Source organism: Streptomyces sp. HSS9-12, assembly GCF_054963655.1.
In genome coordinates, this window is the sequence record NZ_JBUEGC010000017.1 from 96,238 (window position 1) to 112,432 (window position 16,195).

A 16,195-nucleotide genomic window follows, 5' to 3' on the forward strand; every position below is an offset into this window, starting at 1 on the left:
CATCGGGTTCCGATCAGGTGGGGAGATAGCGGATGCCAACCTGGAGGCGAGGGCCGTACCTGTGCTGCCCTGACCTGGTCACGTCGACCAGGAAGGGGCTCTCGGCGCCGGGCTGCGTCCATACATCCCGAATGCCGACCGCCTCGGCCAGCAGGCGGGGCGCCGCCTCGCTAAGGGATTCGTCCTTGGCTTCCGGCTCAGCCTCCGCAAGCGCGTAGCCTCCCTCGTGCCGCAGGCAAAAGGACATCCAGGAGATGCTCGGCCACTCCTCGATCACCATCACGGCCGATACGTACACGAGCCTGCTGCCCGAGGCCGACCTCGCCATTGCTGAGGCCGCAGCCCGGCTCGTACCGCGCGCTCGCGCCACATCCGAGAACACCACCCCCGATGCGGAGCCCGAGCCCGACGAGGCGGAAGAGTCCGTGCTGGATGCTGCTGGTCCGTCCGGAGAAATATCGGGGTCTGGCGATCCGTCCGCTAACGCACCGCTCACGCAAACGGCCCCGGACGGGAGTCCGAGGCCGAATAGAGCGCCTCCCTGGGGGAGAAACCCCAGGTCAGAGCAGTAACGCGTGGTGCCCCCGGCAGGATTCGAACCTGCGACACCCGCTTTAGGAGTTCGATCAATGGATGGCCTCGGCTGCATGGCCTGCCCCCGTCGGCACCTCTTCCTTCAGGAGCTCGATACATGCGCGGGCGGCCGCGAAGGCTTCAGCGCGGTGGGGCCGACGCCGCGAGGACGACGGCCGGTTCCCCGATCTCGAGACGGCCCGTGCGATGGACGACAGCGGCGCGGACGCCGGGGGCGGTGGCCTCGCACCGGCGGATGATGTCCGCAAGGATCCTCAACGCCAGGCTCGGATACGCCTCATACTCCAGGCGGATCACCTCCTTGCCGTTGTTGTGGTCGCGCACCGTGCCGATGAAGATGACGGTTCCGCCCTGTCCCGGTCCCGTCCCCGCGGCCAAGACCTCGTCCACGCTCAGCGGCCGCCGGTCAGACGGCAGTACGGCTCGGGATCCGGCGGTACGCGGGATTCGGCTGTCGCCCTGAAGACGACGGTGCCCGCCGCCGTGGCGACGACCGCCATCACGGCCGCGAACGCGGTGAGAGCGACCGGCTCGGGAACGAACCACGTCGCTGCTCCAAGGCCCACGACAGGCAGCGTGATGCCGAGATAGGCCGCCAAAAAGACACCGGAGAGCACATCCGCGCGGTGTCCGGCCGGGGCGCTGTCCGCCACGGTCTCGACCGCCGCGGCGAAGACCAATCCCGCTCCCGCGCCGCCGACCAGCGCACCGGCCAGGAACAGCCCCGGCCCCGCGGACCACACGGCGACAACCACCAGTCCCAGCCCGGCGGCCAGCGCGGCGAACCCGGTTGCCAGCGTGCGGCTCGCGGTCGCATCGCGCACCACGGCCTGAGCGACGGCGGCGGCGCCGAGCGCCGTCGTGGTGACCACCCCACCGGCGGTGTGGGATGGCATGTGCAAGGAGTGGAGGACGAATGACGGTCCCAGTGCGGCGAACAGTCCGAACACGGCGAACGCGACGAATGCCGAGACGGCCATGGCGAGGAAGCGACCACGCCGGATGGCGGGAAGCGTGATGCGCCGCACCCGGTACGGCGGACGGGGCTCGGGTACGTCGACCGTCTCGGGAACGCGGCTCAGCAGTCCGGCCACCGACACCAGCAGCACGAGGTAGACCCAGTACGGCAGTTCCAGCGGCCGGGGGGCGAGATCGGCGAGTGGCCCGGCGACGAGAGGACCGAGGGCAAGGCCACCGAGATTCGCTGCGATCGCAACCACGTCCGTCCGCCGCGTGCTGCTCCCGGGCCTTGCGGCCTGGTGCAGCTCGGCCAGATACGCGGTGGCCGTGGAGGTGATCAGGCCGACCGACACTCCGGTGAGGACCCGCGCGAGAAGCAGTCCGGGCAGTGCGGACCAGAACAGGAACACCAGATCCGCGACGACGCCTACGAGCACGGCGGGCAACAGCACCCGGCGCCGGCCGACCACGTCCGAGAAGTGGCCCAGCAGAAACAGGCTGAGCAGTACGCCCACCGCGTACGCGGCGAACACCACGGTCACCGTCGCCGCGGAGAAGTGGTCCCGGGCCTGGTAGAGCACGTACAGCGGGGTGGGCAGGGTGCCGAAGGACATCACGATCAGAAAGCCGCACGCCACGTACCAGAAGCCGCGGTCGTACGCGCGCCGTTCGGCGGACTCGGTCTTCGCGTTCATCCCCGTTCCCCTCACCCGCCGATGGCGCTCATCGTGCGCACCGGCTGGGTGAAGCCGGGGCCGTCGATGCCGTGCCCGGTTGCCTTGGCCCATGCCGAGCCCCGCCACAGACCGGCCAGGGTCTCCTCATCGGCCCCGGCTCGCAGGGGCCCGCGCAGATCGGTCTCCTCCTGGCTGAACAGGCAATTGCGTATCTGCCCGTCGGCGGTCAGGCGGGTGCGGTCGCACGCGGCGCAGAACGGCTTGGTGACCGAGGCAATGACGCCGACCGTTGCCGGGCCGCCGTCCACCAGTAGGCGTTCTGCGGGCGCCGACCCCCGCTCTTCGGAGTCCGGGGTCAAGGTGAAGGCGGCGGCGAGGGCATCGACGATCTCGTCCGCGCCGACCATCTGCGACCGCTGCCAGCCGTGTTGGGCGTCCAGGGGCATCTGCTCGATGAAGCGCAGCTCGTAACCGTGGTCGAGACAGAAGCGCAGCAGCGGCACCGCCTCGTCGTCGTTCACGCCACGCAGCAACACCGCGTTGACCTTCACCGGCTCCAGACCGAGGGCCTTTGCGGCGGCCAGCCCGGCCAGGACGTCGTCGAACCGGTCCCTCCGGCTGATCGTGCGGTACCGGTCGGCGCGCACGGTGTCGAGCGATACGTTGACGCGGTCCAGCCCCGCCTCGGCGAGCGCGTCGATCCGCGCGGCCAGCCCGACCCCGTTCGTGGTCAGGGAGATCCGGGGCCGTGGCGACAGCGCCGCGGTGGCGGCGACGATCTCCTCCAGCCCCCGGCGCAGCAGTGGCTCACCGCCGGTGAACCGCACCTCGGTGACGCCGAGCCTGCGTACGGCGATCCCGATCAGTGTGGCCACCTCGCCGTCGTCGAGCAGGTCGGGCCGGGGCATCCATTCCAGGCCTTCCTCAGGCATGCAGTAGGTGCAGCGCAGATTGCAGCGATCGGTCAGCGAAACCCGTAGGTCCGTGGCCGTACGGCCGAAGCGGTCGACCAGCAGCGGGGTGTCCGGGCGGCCCGCGAGGTCGGGGGCCCGCCTCGTACGGGGCATGCCGAGGTCAATCGGCGGCGTGGGCTGGGACATGGGAGACAGCCTTCCGTCGCGACGCGTGCCGGCCGGAGATCGCCCGGCACAGGTTCTCGAGGCTTGCGAGGTTGTGACCGGGCAGGAAGATGTCGATGTGGGGCAGGGCGGCTGCCATGCCCCGGGCCAGCGGCCGGTACCGCGGGTCGCCCTTGAGGGGGTTGAGCCAGATGATGCGGTGAGCCCGGCGCGACAGATTGCGCATCGCCTCGCCCAGCGTCGCCGGATCGTCCCGGTCGAGGCCGTCGGAACACACCACGATCAGCGCACCCCGCACCGAGGAGTGCCCGCCGTAGCGCTCGATGAGCTCGCGCATCGAGGTGCCGAGCAGGGTGCCGCCATCCCAGTCGTCGACGACGCCACCGATGTGACGCAGCGCGGCGTCCACCGAAACCTTGCGCAGTGCATCGGTGACGCGGGTCAGATGCACCCCGCAGGTGAACACCTCCACGCTGTGTCCCGCGTGCATCAGCGCATGCCCGAAGCGCAGCAGCGCCTTGGCGTACGGTGCCATGGAGCCGGACACGTCGATCACCAGGGTCAGCGGACGCTCCCGGAAGCGCTGCCGTCGGCGGGGCAGCCGCATCGGCTCGCCATCGGTCCGCAGCGATCCGCGCAGCAGCCCCCGGACGTGCAGATACCGCCCCGCAGCCGCCGGCTGCTGCCGCCTGCTGCGCCGCCGGGGGAGGTCCGGGCGCAGCCGGCGGATCAGCGCGGCGGCCCGGCGCCGCTCCTCGGCTGTCATCGCACCGAAGGACTTCTCCTTCAGCAGCTGCACCTCGCTGGGGACCAGCCGGGCATGGTCGGCCTGCTCGTCCTCGGCGTCGGCGGCCCGCGGAGTCGGCGTGCCGGGCGCGGCGTCCTCCCGCTCGCGGACGCTCACCGGGACCGCCTTCGGCGCCGGCGGCCCCTCCTGCGGATCGGTCGGCGAGCCTCCGAAGAAGTCGGCGAACGCACGGTCGTACACCGGGTAGTGGTGCCGCTGGTTGACCAGCACCGCGCGACCGGCCCAGTACATCTGCCGCAGGCCGGAGGAGCCTGCGGAGTCCGCGCCCACCAGGTGCAGCGCCGAGTAGAACGCCACAGTCTGCTCGGGCCCGGGCTGCAGGCCGCGGTCCCTGAGCAGTGCGACGAACTCCACGCATGCGCGGCCGGTCACTTCGGCCGGGGAGGCTGCGGACGCCGTCATGGTGCCGTCGGTACGACGTCGGCGATCTTCTCCCGCACCACCTGCTGGTCGTCCACGTCCTTCACCAGGGCGCTCAGGGTGGCGACGGCGGTCTCCGGCGACAGCGTGGAAACGCCCAGCATGTTCAGGGCGCCCGCCCAGTCGATGCTCTCTCCCACTCCCGGCGGGTTGCCGAGGCCGAGCCCGCGGACCCGCCGTACGGTCGCGGCGACTTCCCTGGCGAGTGTCTCCGGGACCTCCGGTGCGCGCAGCCGCAGGATCTGGAACTCGCGCTCGATGTCCGGGTGCTCCACCCAGTAGTAGAGGCAGCGGCGGCGCAGCGCGTTGTGCAGATCCCTGGTGCGGTTGGAGGTGAGGACGACCAGCGGGCGCGAGGCGGCCTCGATCCGGCCCACTTCGGGGATGGTGACCGCGAAGTCCGACAGCAGTTCCAGCAGGAATGCCTCGAACTCATCGTCCGCACGATCGAGTTCATCGATCAGCAGCACGGCGCGGTCGCCCTTCTCCAAGGCCTGAAGGAGCGGGCGGGTGAGCAGATAGTCCCGGGTGAAGACGTTCTCCGCCCCGCTGTCGCCGGCGCCTCGGACGGCGAGCAGCTGGCGCCCGTAGTGCCAGTCGTACAGGGCCTGGCTGGTGTCGATGCCCTCGTAGCACTGCAGGCGGATCAGCTCGCGGTCCAGCAGTCCGGCCAGCGCCTTGGCGATCTCGGTCTTGCCGACGCCGTTCTCGCCCTCGAGCAGCAGCGGGCGTTCCAGGCCGAGGGCCAGGTACGCGGCCGTGGCGAGTCCGTCGTCGGCGAGGTAACGGAACTGCCCGAGCCGCTCCTTGACCTCGGCGACCGAGGAGATGCCGTTACGGCCGCCGGACGTCGTCGGTGCGAGGTCAGTTGTCACGTTGTGCTCCCGCGGGCCGGCGCAGCTTTCCGAACTGCCGGAGAACGGCGCGCACGAGCAGTCCCATCAGCAGCCGGAACCCGGCGACCGCCTCGGCCTCCCGGGGCGCGGGCTGGGCTGCCGGCCGCGCCGCGGCGGGAGCAGCCCCCACGGGGGCCGCCTCACCCCACTCCCCGCTCGGCTCCTGCCCCAGCTCCGGGACCGGCTGCGACTCCTGCAGGCGGGACTGCAGCGAGTCGGCGAACTTCTTGGTCATCTGCTCGGAGACGTCCTGCATCATGCCGCGGCCGAACTGGGCTATCTGGCCGCTCACCTTGAGGTCGGTGGACACCGACACCGATGTGGTGTCCGGCTGCGGGCCGGGCTCGACCACGACGTGGATGTCGGCCGACGCGTTGCCTCGGCCGCGCTGGTCCTTGCCCGTACCGCGCAGCATCATCCGGCGCTCGGCGTCGTCGCGCTCGACCATCTCGACCGTGCCCTGGAACGCCATCGCCACCGGACCGAACTTGAGCTTCAGCCGGCCGCGCCAGTTCTTGTCGTCGATGGTCTCGACGAGCTCCGCCCCCGGCATGCAGGGAACGATGTTCTCGACGTCGAGGAAGTAGTCCCAGGCCTTCTCGACCGGGGAGGACACCACAAAGGAGTTCTGGAGTTGCACGGTGTGTTCCTATCGATGGACTTCAGGTATCGGGCTCGTTCAGCCAGTGGGCTCTGCAGCGAGATCCAGCGCATACGGGCGGCTGATGGTCTCCTGGCCGGCACGTCCGCGGCTGGCGGCCAGGACTTCGGCGACGATCGAGATGGCGATCTCGTCCGGTCCCTGCGCGCCGAGGTCCAGCCCGGCGGGGCCGTGGAGCCGCAGCTCGTCCAGCTCGGTCGGCAGCACTCCGTTGCGGCTGAGGTCGTCGAGCAGCCGTTGCAGCCGCCGGCGAGGCCCAAGGACCCCGATGTATCTGGCGGCGGTGCCGAGAGCCGCGCCCAGGTAGTCGCGGTCCCGCAGAAAGTTATGGCTCATCACGACGACATAGGTGTTGCTGTCCACCGGCAGCTCACGGACCGTGCCCGCAGCGCTGAGGACCAACCTGGTCCCCGGCGGGAAGCGGTCGGGGTCCAGCACGAGACGCCGGTCGTCGACCACGACGACGTCCCAGCCGAGCTCCGCTGCGCGGCGGGTCACCGGCACCGCGTCGACGCCCGCACCGCACACCACGAGCCGCGGCGGCGGATCAAGGACCTCGACGAACGCCCGCTCCTCGCCCGCTGCGGAGGGCAGCGTCACCAGGCCGCTGCGGCCTGCGGCGAGCGCGGACCGGACCGCGCTCGGCGGGGGCCCGGCGTCGGCCCCGCCGGTCGGCTCCGCGGAGCCGACCTGCCACCAGCGCCGGCCGATGGCTGCGCCCGAGATGAGCGTCAGCACGGTGGTCCTGCGGCGGGCTGACACCGCTTCGGCGAGTACGAGTCCCGCGGCCCGGGCGGACCCGGCCGGTTCGACGAGGATGTCGAGCACGCCGTTGCATCCCATGCCCCAGCCGAGGACGGCCTCCTCGTCGGCGGTGAGGTCGAACGTCACCATCCGGGCGGCCCCGGTCCGTTCGACCTCACGGGCTGCCTCGACGATTTCGGCGTCGAGGCAGCCGCCGGTGAGGTTGCCGGCCGTACTGCCGTCCTCGCGTATCAGCAGCCGGGCTCCGGGCCGGCGGTAGGACGAGCCGCGAACGGCGACCAGCGTGGCGAGGGCGACAGGGCGGGGGCGTCCCACGCGGTCCTCGGGCCGGAGCCGGTCCTCAGGCCGGAGCTCGCGGTCCTCGGGCCGGAGCTCTCCGAGGACCGCGAGCAGCTCCGCGGCGGTGGCGGACATCAGACAGACCCTGCCGCAGCGCGCCCCGCCTGCACTGCCGCCACGATCTCCGAGGGCTTGACCGGGAGCTCCCGGACCCGCATCCCGAAGTCCCGTAGCGCGTCGTCGATGGCCGCCGAGACGACCGACGGGGTCACCATGCGGCCGCCCTCACCGCCGCCCTTGATGCCGTACTCGGTGAACGGTGACGGGGTCTCGACGTGCGCCATGCGGAACGCCGGAACCTCGTTGGCCGTGGGAACCAGATAGTCCATGAACGTCGAGGACTTGAACTGCCCGTCCTCGTCGTAGGCCAGCTCCTCGTACAGCGTGGACCCGAGCCCCTGCGCGGCGCCGCCGGTGACGTGGCCGCCCAGGCTCTTGGGGTTTACGATCGTCCCGGCGTCATGCACCGCCACGTAGTCGAGGAAGGACAGGATCCCGGTGTCGGGGTCGACCTCCAGAACCGCGATATGGCAGGCGTGGCCCATGATCGGGTAGAAGACGCCCAGGTCCGAGCGGTCCGGTGACGGGAGCGTCGTGTACGGGTGGTCGTAGGTGTAGGACTCCTCCAGCCCGCTGGTCATGCCCTCGGGCAGGTTGAGCGCGAAGAAGTAGGCGGTTCCCGCCAGTTCGGCCAGCGTCAGTCCCCGCTCCGGTGCGCCCTTGACCTGCACGCGTGCGTCGACGAGCTCGAGGTCCTCCGCGGCCACCTCGAGGGTGTGCGCGGCGATGTCGATGAGCTTCTTCTGCAGTTTGCGCGCCGCGCCCCTGACGGCACCGGCCAGCATGACGGTGTAGCGGCTGCCGCCCGGGCCGGTGCCCGGCAGCGCGTGAGCGGAGTCGGCGTACCGGACGTTCACGCTCTCCGGCGCGATGCCGAACTCCTCGGCCAGCACGGTGGCGCCCACCGTCTCGGGGCTGTTGCCCCACATCGACTGGCAGTGCAGCAGCAGCTGGAACTCGCCGGTGGGGTCGATCGTCACCGTCGCGCTCTCGGGGCTCGAGGTGAGAGGGAACGCCGGGTTGTCCATCAGCGCCCAGAACTCGGTGGCGCTGAACACGCTGCGCTCCTGGGTGGTGGCCAGGCCGATGCCGATGTAGCGGCCCTCCTCCTCCCGCAGCCGCTTCTGCTCGGCACGCCACTTGTCCAGGTCGATCATCGACAGGGCTTTGTCCAGCACTTCCGGGTAGTTGCCACTGTCGTAGACGTTGCCGCCGGGGATCTTGTACGGGAACTGGTCGGGCTGGATGAAGTTGCGGCGGCGGATCTCCTCCGGGGCGAGCCCCAGCCGCTGCGCCGCCTTGTCGATCAGCCGCTCCAGCACCCAGTTGTGCACCTCGGAGCCGAAGCCACGGTACGCGCCCTGCTGGCACTTGTTCGTGAGCACCGCACGCAGGTGGTACTTCACGTCGCGGAACTTGTACGGGCCGACGATCTGGGAGAAGGCGTTGCCGTGGGTGCCGACTCCGAACTGCATGTAGGCGCCGTAGTCGTCGACGACGTCGATGTCGAGTCCGACGATCGTCCCGTCGCCGCGGAAGCCCATGCGGGCGTCGTAGTAGCGGTCGGACGCGTGGTGATCGGAGTTCATCAGGTGGTCGATCCGGTCCTCGATGTACGAGACCGGGCGGCCCACCTGCAGGGCCAGGAAGCCGGCGAGGGTGGGCACCTTGTGCGCGGTGAACTTGCTGCCGAAGCTGCCGCCGGCGGGGACCGGCTTCATCGTCAGCTTGTTGGACGGCAGCTTCAGTGCCGCTGCGATCAGGAAGGAGAAGTAGCTGAAGTTGAGCGAGTTGCAGTAGATCTCCAGCACACCGTTGAGCCCTGGCTGGGCCACCGCGCCCGAAGTCTCCATCGGCATACCCGCGGAGCGGCCCCAGTGGAGGCTGTCTTCCACCACGAAGTCGGCCTGGGAGAACGCGGCGTTCACATCGCCGAACTCAAAGGTCCGCTCGTAGCCGATGTTGCTGCCGTGCTCCTCGTGCAGCAGGGCGGACCCGGGCTCCATGGCCGCCATCGGGTCGGTGACCGGCGGGAGGTCCTCGAAGTCGACCTCCAGCAGCTCCACGGCGTCCTCGGCGATGTACCGGCTCTCCGCGATGACCGCCGCGACGGCCTCGCCGACGTAGCGGACCTTGTCCACCGCCAGCGGATACTGTGCGACGGTGGCCGGGCCGAAGTTCATGCAGGGGTTCATCTTCGCCTTGCAGTCCTCGCCCGTGACCACGGCGACGACTCCCGGCAGCTTCAGCGCCTCGGTGGCGTCGATGGACCGGATCCGCGCGTGCGGCACGGGGCTGCGCAGGATCGCTGCGTGCAGCATCCCCGGGATTTTGAGGTCCGCGATGTACCCGCCGCGGCCGACCAGCAGCCGCGGGTCCTCGACCCGCTTGCGGTCCGCGCCGAGGTACTTGTAGCCGGGCTTGTCCATGGTGTTCGTGTGCTCCGCAGCCATCAGTGGCGACCTCCCGTGCTGTCGTCGGCCGCCGCCGCGCAGCAGCCGGCCCCGGCCGCACCGCAGCGGAGCTTGGCACTGGCGGACTGGACCGCGTTGACGATGTTCTGGTAGCCGGTGCAGCGGCACAGGATCCCGGAGATCTCGTGGCGCACCTCGGCATCGGTCAGCTCACGACCGGTCTCGATGATCTCCTTGGTGCGCAGCACCATCGCGGGCGTGCAGAAGCCGCACTGCAGCCCCTGTTCCTCGGCGAAGGCCTCCTGGATGGGGTGCAGCTCCGCCGGGTTGCCGGACAGGCTTTCGACGGTCTCGATGGCGTGCCCGTCGGCCTGGACGGCGAGCATCAGGCAGGAGCGCACCGAGTGGCCGTCGAGGAGGATGGTGCAGCATCCGCACACGCCGTGTTCGCAGCCGAGATGGACACTGACCAGGTCGAGTTCGTCGCGCAGGAAGTCGGCGAGCGTGGTGCGCGTGGAGACCTCGCGCGTCACGCCCCGGCCGTTGATGCGCACGGTCACGGTCCGGCGGTCGGTGCGGTACTTGCTGCCGGTGGAAGTCGTCACTGCTGGTTGCTCCTCTCGTGAGCGCGGGCCACGGCCGCGGTGATCGCTCGCTGCACCACGACGGTGGCCAGGTGCCGGCGGTACGCGCGCGTGGCGTGCATGTCGTCTCCCGAGGTGACCGAGGGCACGATCTCCTGGGCAGCCTTGGCGATGTTCTCCTTGGTCGGCAGCTCGCCGGTCAGCGCCTGCTCGACCTCGGTGGCGCGCACGGGGGTGTCCGAGATGCTGGCGGCGCTGACGGAGAGGGAGGCGAAGCGGCCGTCCTCGCCGAGGTTCACCACCGCGGCGGCACCGGCGAGCGCGAAGTCGCCCTCCCGCCTGGCGACCTCGACGAACCCGTGGCCGGCGGTCCACGGCATGACCGGATAGCGGACCGCCACGAGGACCTCCTCCGGCTCCAGGGCGGTGGTCATCCAGCCCTGGAAAAAGTCCTGGGCGGCGATGGTGCGGGAGCCCGACGGGCCCTGTACGACCACCGTCGCGTCGAGCGCCACCGCCGTGCAGGGCAGTTCGGCGGCGGAGTCGGCGTGCGCGATGCTGCCCCCCACCGTGCCGCGGTGGCGGTTCTCGATGTGGCCGATGAACTTGACGGCCTGGGGCAGCAGTGGGACCAGCTCTTGGACGAGAGGGTGGTTCTCCAGCTCGTACTGCCGGACCCCTGCGCCGATCTCCAGGGCGTCGGACCAGCGCTCGATCTTCTGCAGCTCACCGATCTTGTTGATGTCGATCAGCGCTTCCGGCCTGGCGAGCCGGATGTTCAGCATGGGGAGAAGGCTCTGTCCTCCGGCGAGGACGAGGGAGTCGATGCCGTACTCGTTCTTGAGGGTGACGGCTTCATCGACGGATTCGGGATCGCAGTACGTGAATGTGGGCGGCTTCATTGCCTGTCCTTCGGTGCGGCTCCTGAGGAAGGGCGAGTGACCGGGGCCCGGGCCGAGGTCGGCAGGGGGTGCGGTTACCCCGAGATTACGTCGCGCCATCCAGGAGGTGACTGTGCTGATCCACAGGCTGTGGCACGGATCATGTGTTCTCAACCATGGGACGCGCGGTCCTGGGCGGGGTCCGAGCTGTGCGCCGGAGCGTATGGGTGGTGGTCGAGATTGACGACGATGGCGTCCTGTGTACTGCGCGCGACGATCATGCGCACCGGCTCGGTGTCGCTGCCGTTCTCCTCCCAGTGCACCGCGCCCGGCGGGATGAACACGAAGTCCCCGGCATGCGCCTCGCGGGCCTGGTCCAGCCGGTCGCCGACCCACCAGCGGCCGATGCCGCTGAGCACGTACAGGGCCGTCTCGGACTCGCCGTGATGGTGGACGCCCGTCTTCGCGCCCGCCGGGAGGACGGACAGTCCCATCCACAGCTCCGTGGAGCCCAGTCGCTTCGCGGACACCGCCTCGAAGCGCTGCAGACCCGGAGTCTGCGGGGTGTCGTCGTCGAGCTCGTCGTGCCGGACCACCTGTACCTCGGGAACCTCAGGCATGGGCGGACCTCCTTCCTGTCGTTACGGATGTCTGCTGTCTGCTACCGGCTGTCACCGGTCCGGGCCGTACAGCCCGAACCGCAGCGAGCGGTCGCGAGGATCGGCGGTGCCGTCGACCTGATAGCGGGTCCCCATGGCACGGACCCGAGCCAGCAGGTTGCGGCCGAGTTCGAGCTGGCCGGGCTCCCACTTCTCCAGGGCGGAGACCACATCGCCGCCGGTCTCGCGCAGCGCGTCGGCCAGGGCCCACGCGTCGGCGGCGGCCTTCGCGGTGCCGGCCGCGGCGTGTGGCCGTGCGGCAAAGGCGGCATCACCGGTGAGGACCACCCGGCCGAACGCCATCCTGGGCACCTCGATGTCCAGGACCGGCTGGATGAACGGCTGCTCGGTGCGCTCCACGATCTCGGCGGCGGCCGGTGCCAGCTGCTCCCGAGCTGCGGCGCGCATCTCCTCGACGTAACGGTCCTGCACCATCCCGGGGTGGACCGACACCGCGCAGGGGAAGCCCCGCTTGTCGGTGAGCAGTTCGTCCAGCTCCGGCCCCTCGGCGACATTGCGGTACCAGACGTAGTTAAGGTGCCGCTTGCCGATCTCCAGCGCCCCGGCCGGACCGGGGATCGGGTACATGCAGATGTGGGTGCTCGGTCCGACCGAGTAGGCGAGCGAGTCGTGCAGCAGCTCGAAGGTCTCCTCGCTGACCTCGCTCTCCAGCACCGTGCCGCGCCATCCGACATAGCCGGAGTACTGCGGCCGCACCTCCGGCAGCAGCCGCCGCCGACCGGTGGAGGAGATACCGTCCGCGAACACCACCAGGTCCGCCTTGACCTGCCGCCCGCTGACGAACCTCAGCGTCACCTGGTCGGCGTCCTGGTCGAGCCCTGCCACATGCTCACCCAGGTGGTACCGCTCGGTTCCGAAGTCGTCGAGGAGGGCCCGGTAGGTGGCCGTCCACGAGGTGAACCGCCATTGGCTGGGCTCGTCGTGAATGATCTCGTTGCCCGGTCCGAGGTAGCGCAGCGTGGAGGATCCGGTGCTCACCTGCTCCACCGCGGCGATTCCGCCGCGCTCCTGGAACCAGCGCATGGTGTCCGGCTGCAGGACCACTCCGGCCCCGCGCCCGTCGAGCAGCTCAGGTGACCGCTCGTACACATCCACCCGGCAACCGAGCTCGTGCAGGACCAGGGCGGCGGTCAAACCGCCCATGGACCCGCCGACCACCGCCACTCGCAGCCGGCCGTATTCGTTCATCATCTGCCTCCAGGTCTGTTCTGGGCCCGACCAGACTGGCCTGCGAGGCGAGGCCGGAACATGTGTGGCTACACGGTGAATGGCCAATTGACTGTGGATTCCCACAGTCCCGCATGGCGGCCGAGGGCCCGTGCACCGGCGACCAGCCGGCGCCCTCCGTGCAGCCGCGGCGGCTCCCACTCGGCGAGGGCGACCGGCACATCAGCGCCCGTACGGTCGACCGCCTCGGCGAGGGACCAGCCGTCCTCGACCGCCTTCGCCGCGGCTGCCGTCGCGGGGGGACGCGATGTGAAGGCCGCGTCGCCGATCAGGCAGATCCGCTCGACGACCATCCGGGGCACCGCGACATCGACGATCTGCTCGATGTACGGCTCGGGTGCCCGCGTCGCCAGCTCGGCGAAGACCGGCGGCATCACCTCGGCCGCCGCTTCCCGCAACCGCTGCACGGACGCCTCGGGCACCATGCCCGCCGGAACCGTCAGCGAGCGCTGGACACCCGTGCGATCGGTGAGCACGGCGGCGAGCGCCCGGCCGTCCGGGACGTCGCGGTACCAGACGAAGTCGAGCAGGCGCCCCGGCGCGGGGCTCACCCTCACATAGCCGTCCGACAGTCGCAGAAAGCTCACCGCACCCGTGAGAACCCGGGACGCGGACGGCGGCAGGTCGCTCTCGCGCACCCGGCCCCGCCAGGCGACATATCCGGCGTAACGCGGGAAGGACCGAGGGAGCAGCAGCCGCCGGCTCGTCGAGCCGGTGCCATCGGCGCAGACCACCAGGTCGGCCCGCTCGACCCGCCCCCCGCGGAAGAGGACCGCGGCGGCCCGGCCGTCCTGCTCGAAACCGACCACCGCGTGGTTTCGGCGCACCCGGTCGCGGCCCAAAGCTGTCAGCAGCGCCTGGTGCAGCGCGGCCCAGGATGCAAAGTGGTGAGCGCGAGGCTCTTCATGAAGGAGCACGCCCTGGGCGTCGAAGTGGCGCACCGTCCGCGCCACGGCGATATCGAGGGCGCCGGACTCGGCGAGCAGCCGCTCTGTCGACGGGAGCAGCAGCACGCCCGCTCCGCGGTCGGACGGTTCGTACGCGTTGCGCTCGAACACCTCGACGTCCGCACCCCTCCGGTGCAGGTACAGGGCTGCACTGAGCCCGCCGAGGGAGCCACCGACCACGACGACACGCGGAGGCACGGGCACTCCTTGGCGATTCGGTTGAAGATCTGTGCTCCCCACTGTCCCGGAGCGACTCGAACCCGCTCAATGTGTGGCGGCACCCCCCTTGTCGAATTCGCTGTGCGTAGGCACAGTGAACGCCGTGTACAAAACGCTCCCCAGCCGTACCGATGACGGCACGAACGAGGTGCGGCGGTGGCTGTCGGGCGTCGCAGAGATCGCGACCGCCGTGAACAAGCCCGTACCCCTGCCGGTGCTCCTGGATCTGGTGGCAGAGAAGGCCTGCACCCTCATGGGTTACGAGCTCTGCGGCGTGCTGCTGGCCAACGAAAGTCAGGACGCCTTGGTGATCGAGGGGTCCTACGGTTTCTCCCCCGAGTACGTCGCGCGCGTCAACACCGACCACCCGATCCGGCTCGGGCCCGGGCCGCTGGGGGAGGGCCCGTCCAGCCGGGCGTTCAACAGCGGCGAGCCCCTCGCGATCGAGGACGTCACGGCGGAGCCGATGTTCCGGCCCTGGGAAGAGCTGGCGCGCGAGCAGGGCTACCGTTCCATGGTGTCCGTACCGCTCAAGGTCGCCGGAGTGCCGGCCGGCACGTTGAACTGCTACCGGCCCCAGGTTCACGCCTTCACCGCCGACGAGCTGGAGCTGCTGCTCACGCTGGCCGATCAGGCGGGGATAGCCATCGAGACCGCCAGGCTCCGCGACCGCGAACGCGACACCATCGCCGACCTCGAGGAGCTGAACGAGTCGCTGACCGCACAGCACCGGCTGTTGCAGGAGGCCGAGCAGATCCACCACGATCTGACATCCGTGGCTCTGCGCGCGGCAGGCGTACAAGGCGTCGCCACTGCCCTGTCCGGACTCCTCACCTGCCCGGTCCTGATCACCGATCCGACCGGCCACCCGCTCGGGAGCGCCAAGAAGGGCGGCGCCCGACTGGACGTCCCGAACGTCGAGCTCCCGGATGAGACCGTCTCCGAACGGCTGACTGAGGTGGAGGCCGCGGACGTCGGACCGCGGATCGTGGCGCCGGTGCTGCTCGGCGGAGAGCTCGTGGCGCGGATCTGGCTGCCGGGCCGGCTCGCCGACCTCGGCCCGCTCGGACACCGCGCCGTGGAGCACGGCGCCACCGTGGCCGCCCTCGAACTGCTGCGCCGCCGGACCGCTTTGGAGGTGGAGTGGCGGCTGCGGGGAGACCTGCTGAGCGATCTGCTCTCCGGCGCCGCGTCCGGGACGCTGCGATCACGTGCCCAGACGCTCGGCCACGACCTCTCCCGGCCGCACGGGGTGCTGGTGATCAAGGCAGACGCCGCGACGGCGGACCCCGCGGCCGCGCATCGTCCAGGGGATGCCGGACCGGCCGACGTACGGCGGCTGCTCGGCATCGTGCAGGGCGCGACCGAGGGCATCAGACCGCGACCGCTGGTCACCAACTGGGGTGAGTTCGTGGTGGTGCTGTGGCCCGACGGCACCTCGAAGCAGCACGCCGACCCGGTGGCCGCCGGCGACTCGATCCGCCAGGCGGTCAGCCGGACGCTGAACGGCTCCACCGTGACCGTGGCGGTCGGGGAGAGCTGCTCCGAACTCCACGAGTACGCGGCTGCTTTCCGGGTGGCCCGCGGAGCCATCGAACTCGGGCAGCTGAGCGGAGGGCGGGACCGGACGGTCACACTGTCCGATCTCGGCATATACGGTCTGCTCCTCCAGCTCGACGACCCGCGCGAGCTGATCCGCTTCGCGGACCGGGTCCTGGCACCGCTGCGCGACTACGACTCCCGCAAGGACGCCGCCCTGATGGAGACCCTGCGCACCTACCTGGAGCAGGAGCTGAACACCGCCCGGACGGCAGCCGCGCTGTACGTGCACCCGAACACCGTCGGCCTGCGGCTCAAGCGGATCGAGGAATTGCTCGGCTCGCCTCTCTCGCAGCCGGACACCCTGCTTCAGATCAAGGCCGCGTTGATGAGCAGGGACGTGCTCGGCCATGCCTGGCCCGAGCACACCGAAGGGCTCCGGTGA

15 protein-coding genes are annotated in these 16,195 nt (G+C 70.4%); 1 reads left to right on the forward strand and 14 read right to left on the reverse strand.

The window, feature by feature from the left end:
* Nucleotides 1–13 precede the first annotated feature (13 nt).
* The 14 genes from ACY34J_RS11900 to ACY34J_RS11965 all read right to left on the reverse strand — a co-directional run bounded on the left by ACY34J_RS11900 (nt 14) and on the right by ACY34J_RS11965 (nt 14,190).
* Nucleotides 14–298 carry a hypothetical protein gene (locus tag ACY34J_RS11900; RefSeq protein WP_462761955.1) on the reverse strand — a complete coding sequence of 95 codons (285 nt, stop codon included), beginning with the start codon at nt 296–298 and terminating at the stop codon, nt 14–16.
* A 416-nt stretch (nt 299–714) separates the two neighbouring features.
* Nucleotides 715–984, reverse strand: coding sequence for a molybdenum cofactor biosynthesis protein MoaE (locus ACY34J_RS11905; RefSeq protein ID WP_462726395.1), 270 nt, complete (start codon nt 982–984; stop codon nt 715–717).
* A gap of 2 nt (nt 985–986) precedes the next feature.
* Entirely contained in the window at nt 987–2,249 is a 1,263-nt protein-coding gene (locus ACY34J_RS11910; protein WP_462726394.1) for an MFS transporter, read from the reverse strand.
* Nucleotides 2,250–2,260: 11 nt separating this feature from the next.
* On the reverse strand, nt 2,261–3,247 hold the full coding sequence (gene moaA, locus ACY34J_RS11915; protein WP_462726475.1) for a GTP 3',8-cyclase MoaA: 987 nt from the start codon (nt 3,245–3,247) through the stop codon (nt 2,261–2,263).
* A 58-nt stretch (nt 3,248–3,305) separates the two neighbouring features.
* Nucleotides 3,306–4,520: a vWA domain-containing protein gene (locus ACY34J_RS11920; protein WP_462726393.1), complete on the reverse strand. Its 1,215-nt coding sequence runs from the start codon at nt 4,518–4,520 to the stop codon at nt 3,306–3,308.
* A complete protein-coding gene (locus ACY34J_RS11925; protein WP_462726392.1) occupies nt 4,517–5,413 on the reverse strand; it encodes an AAA family ATPase in 897 nt (298 codons plus the stop codon). Before ACY34J_RS11925 ends, ACY34J_RS11920 begins: the two co-directional genes overlap by 4 nt.
* Nucleotides 5,403–6,074 carry an SRPBCC family protein gene (locus ACY34J_RS11930; RefSeq protein WP_462726391.1) on the reverse strand — a complete coding sequence of 224 codons (672 nt, stop codon included), beginning with the start codon at nt 6,072–6,074 and terminating at the stop codon, nt 5,403–5,405. The genes ACY34J_RS11925 and ACY34J_RS11930 overlap by 11 nt, the downstream gene beginning before the upstream one ends.
* A 39-nt stretch (nt 6,075–6,113) precedes the next feature.
* Nucleotides 6,114–7,274, reverse strand: a complete 1,161-nt coding sequence (locus ACY34J_RS11935; RefSeq protein ID WP_462726390.1) for an XdhC family protein — start codon at nt 7,272–7,274, stop codon at nt 6,114–6,116.
* The gene (locus ACY34J_RS11940; RefSeq protein WP_462726389.1) at nt 7,274–9,712 is read right to left on the reverse strand and encodes a xanthine dehydrogenase family protein molybdopterin-binding subunit; all 2,439 of its coding nucleotides are present in this window, start codon (nt 9,710–9,712) and stop codon (nt 7,274–7,276) included. Before ACY34J_RS11940 ends, ACY34J_RS11935 begins: the two co-directional genes overlap by 1 nt.
* Entirely contained in the window at nt 9,712–10,278 is a 567-nt protein-coding gene (locus tag ACY34J_RS11945; RefSeq protein ID WP_462726388.1) for a (2Fe-2S)-binding protein, read from the reverse strand. Before ACY34J_RS11945 ends, ACY34J_RS11940 begins: the two co-directional genes overlap by 1 nt.
* Nucleotides 10,275–11,159: an FAD binding domain-containing protein gene (locus tag ACY34J_RS11950; protein ID WP_462726387.1), complete on the reverse strand. Its 885-nt coding sequence runs from the start codon at nt 11,157–11,159 to the stop codon at nt 10,275–10,277. The genes ACY34J_RS11945 and ACY34J_RS11950 overlap by 4 nt, the downstream gene beginning before the upstream one ends.
* 149 nt (nt 11,160–11,308) lie before the next feature.
* A complete protein-coding gene (locus tag ACY34J_RS11955) occupies nt 11,309–11,758 on the reverse strand; it encodes a cupin domain-containing protein (protein ID WP_355895648.1) in 450 nt (149 codons plus the stop codon).
* A 51-nt stretch (nt 11,759–11,809) separates the two neighbouring features.
* Nucleotides 11,810–13,009, reverse strand: a complete 1,200-nt coding sequence (locus tag ACY34J_RS11960; RefSeq protein ID WP_462726386.1) for an FAD binding domain-containing protein — start codon at nt 13,007–13,009, stop codon at nt 11,810–11,812.
* 65 nt (nt 13,010–13,074) lie between these two features.
* Nucleotides 13,075–14,190 (reverse strand): FAD binding domain-containing protein, encoded by a 1,116-nt coding sequence (locus ACY34J_RS11965; RefSeq protein ID WP_462726385.1) that lies wholly within the window; start codon nt 14,188–14,190, stop codon nt 13,075–13,077.
* Between the two features lie 124 nt (nt 14,191–14,314).
* Here ACY34J_RS11965 and ACY34J_RS11970 point away from each other — a divergent pair, with 124 nt between their 5' ends.
* Nucleotides 14,315–16,195 carry a helix-turn-helix domain-containing protein gene (locus ACY34J_RS11970; protein WP_462726384.1) on the forward strand — a complete coding sequence of 627 codons (1,881 nt, stop codon included), beginning with the start codon at nt 14,315–14,317 and terminating at the stop codon, nt 16,193–16,195.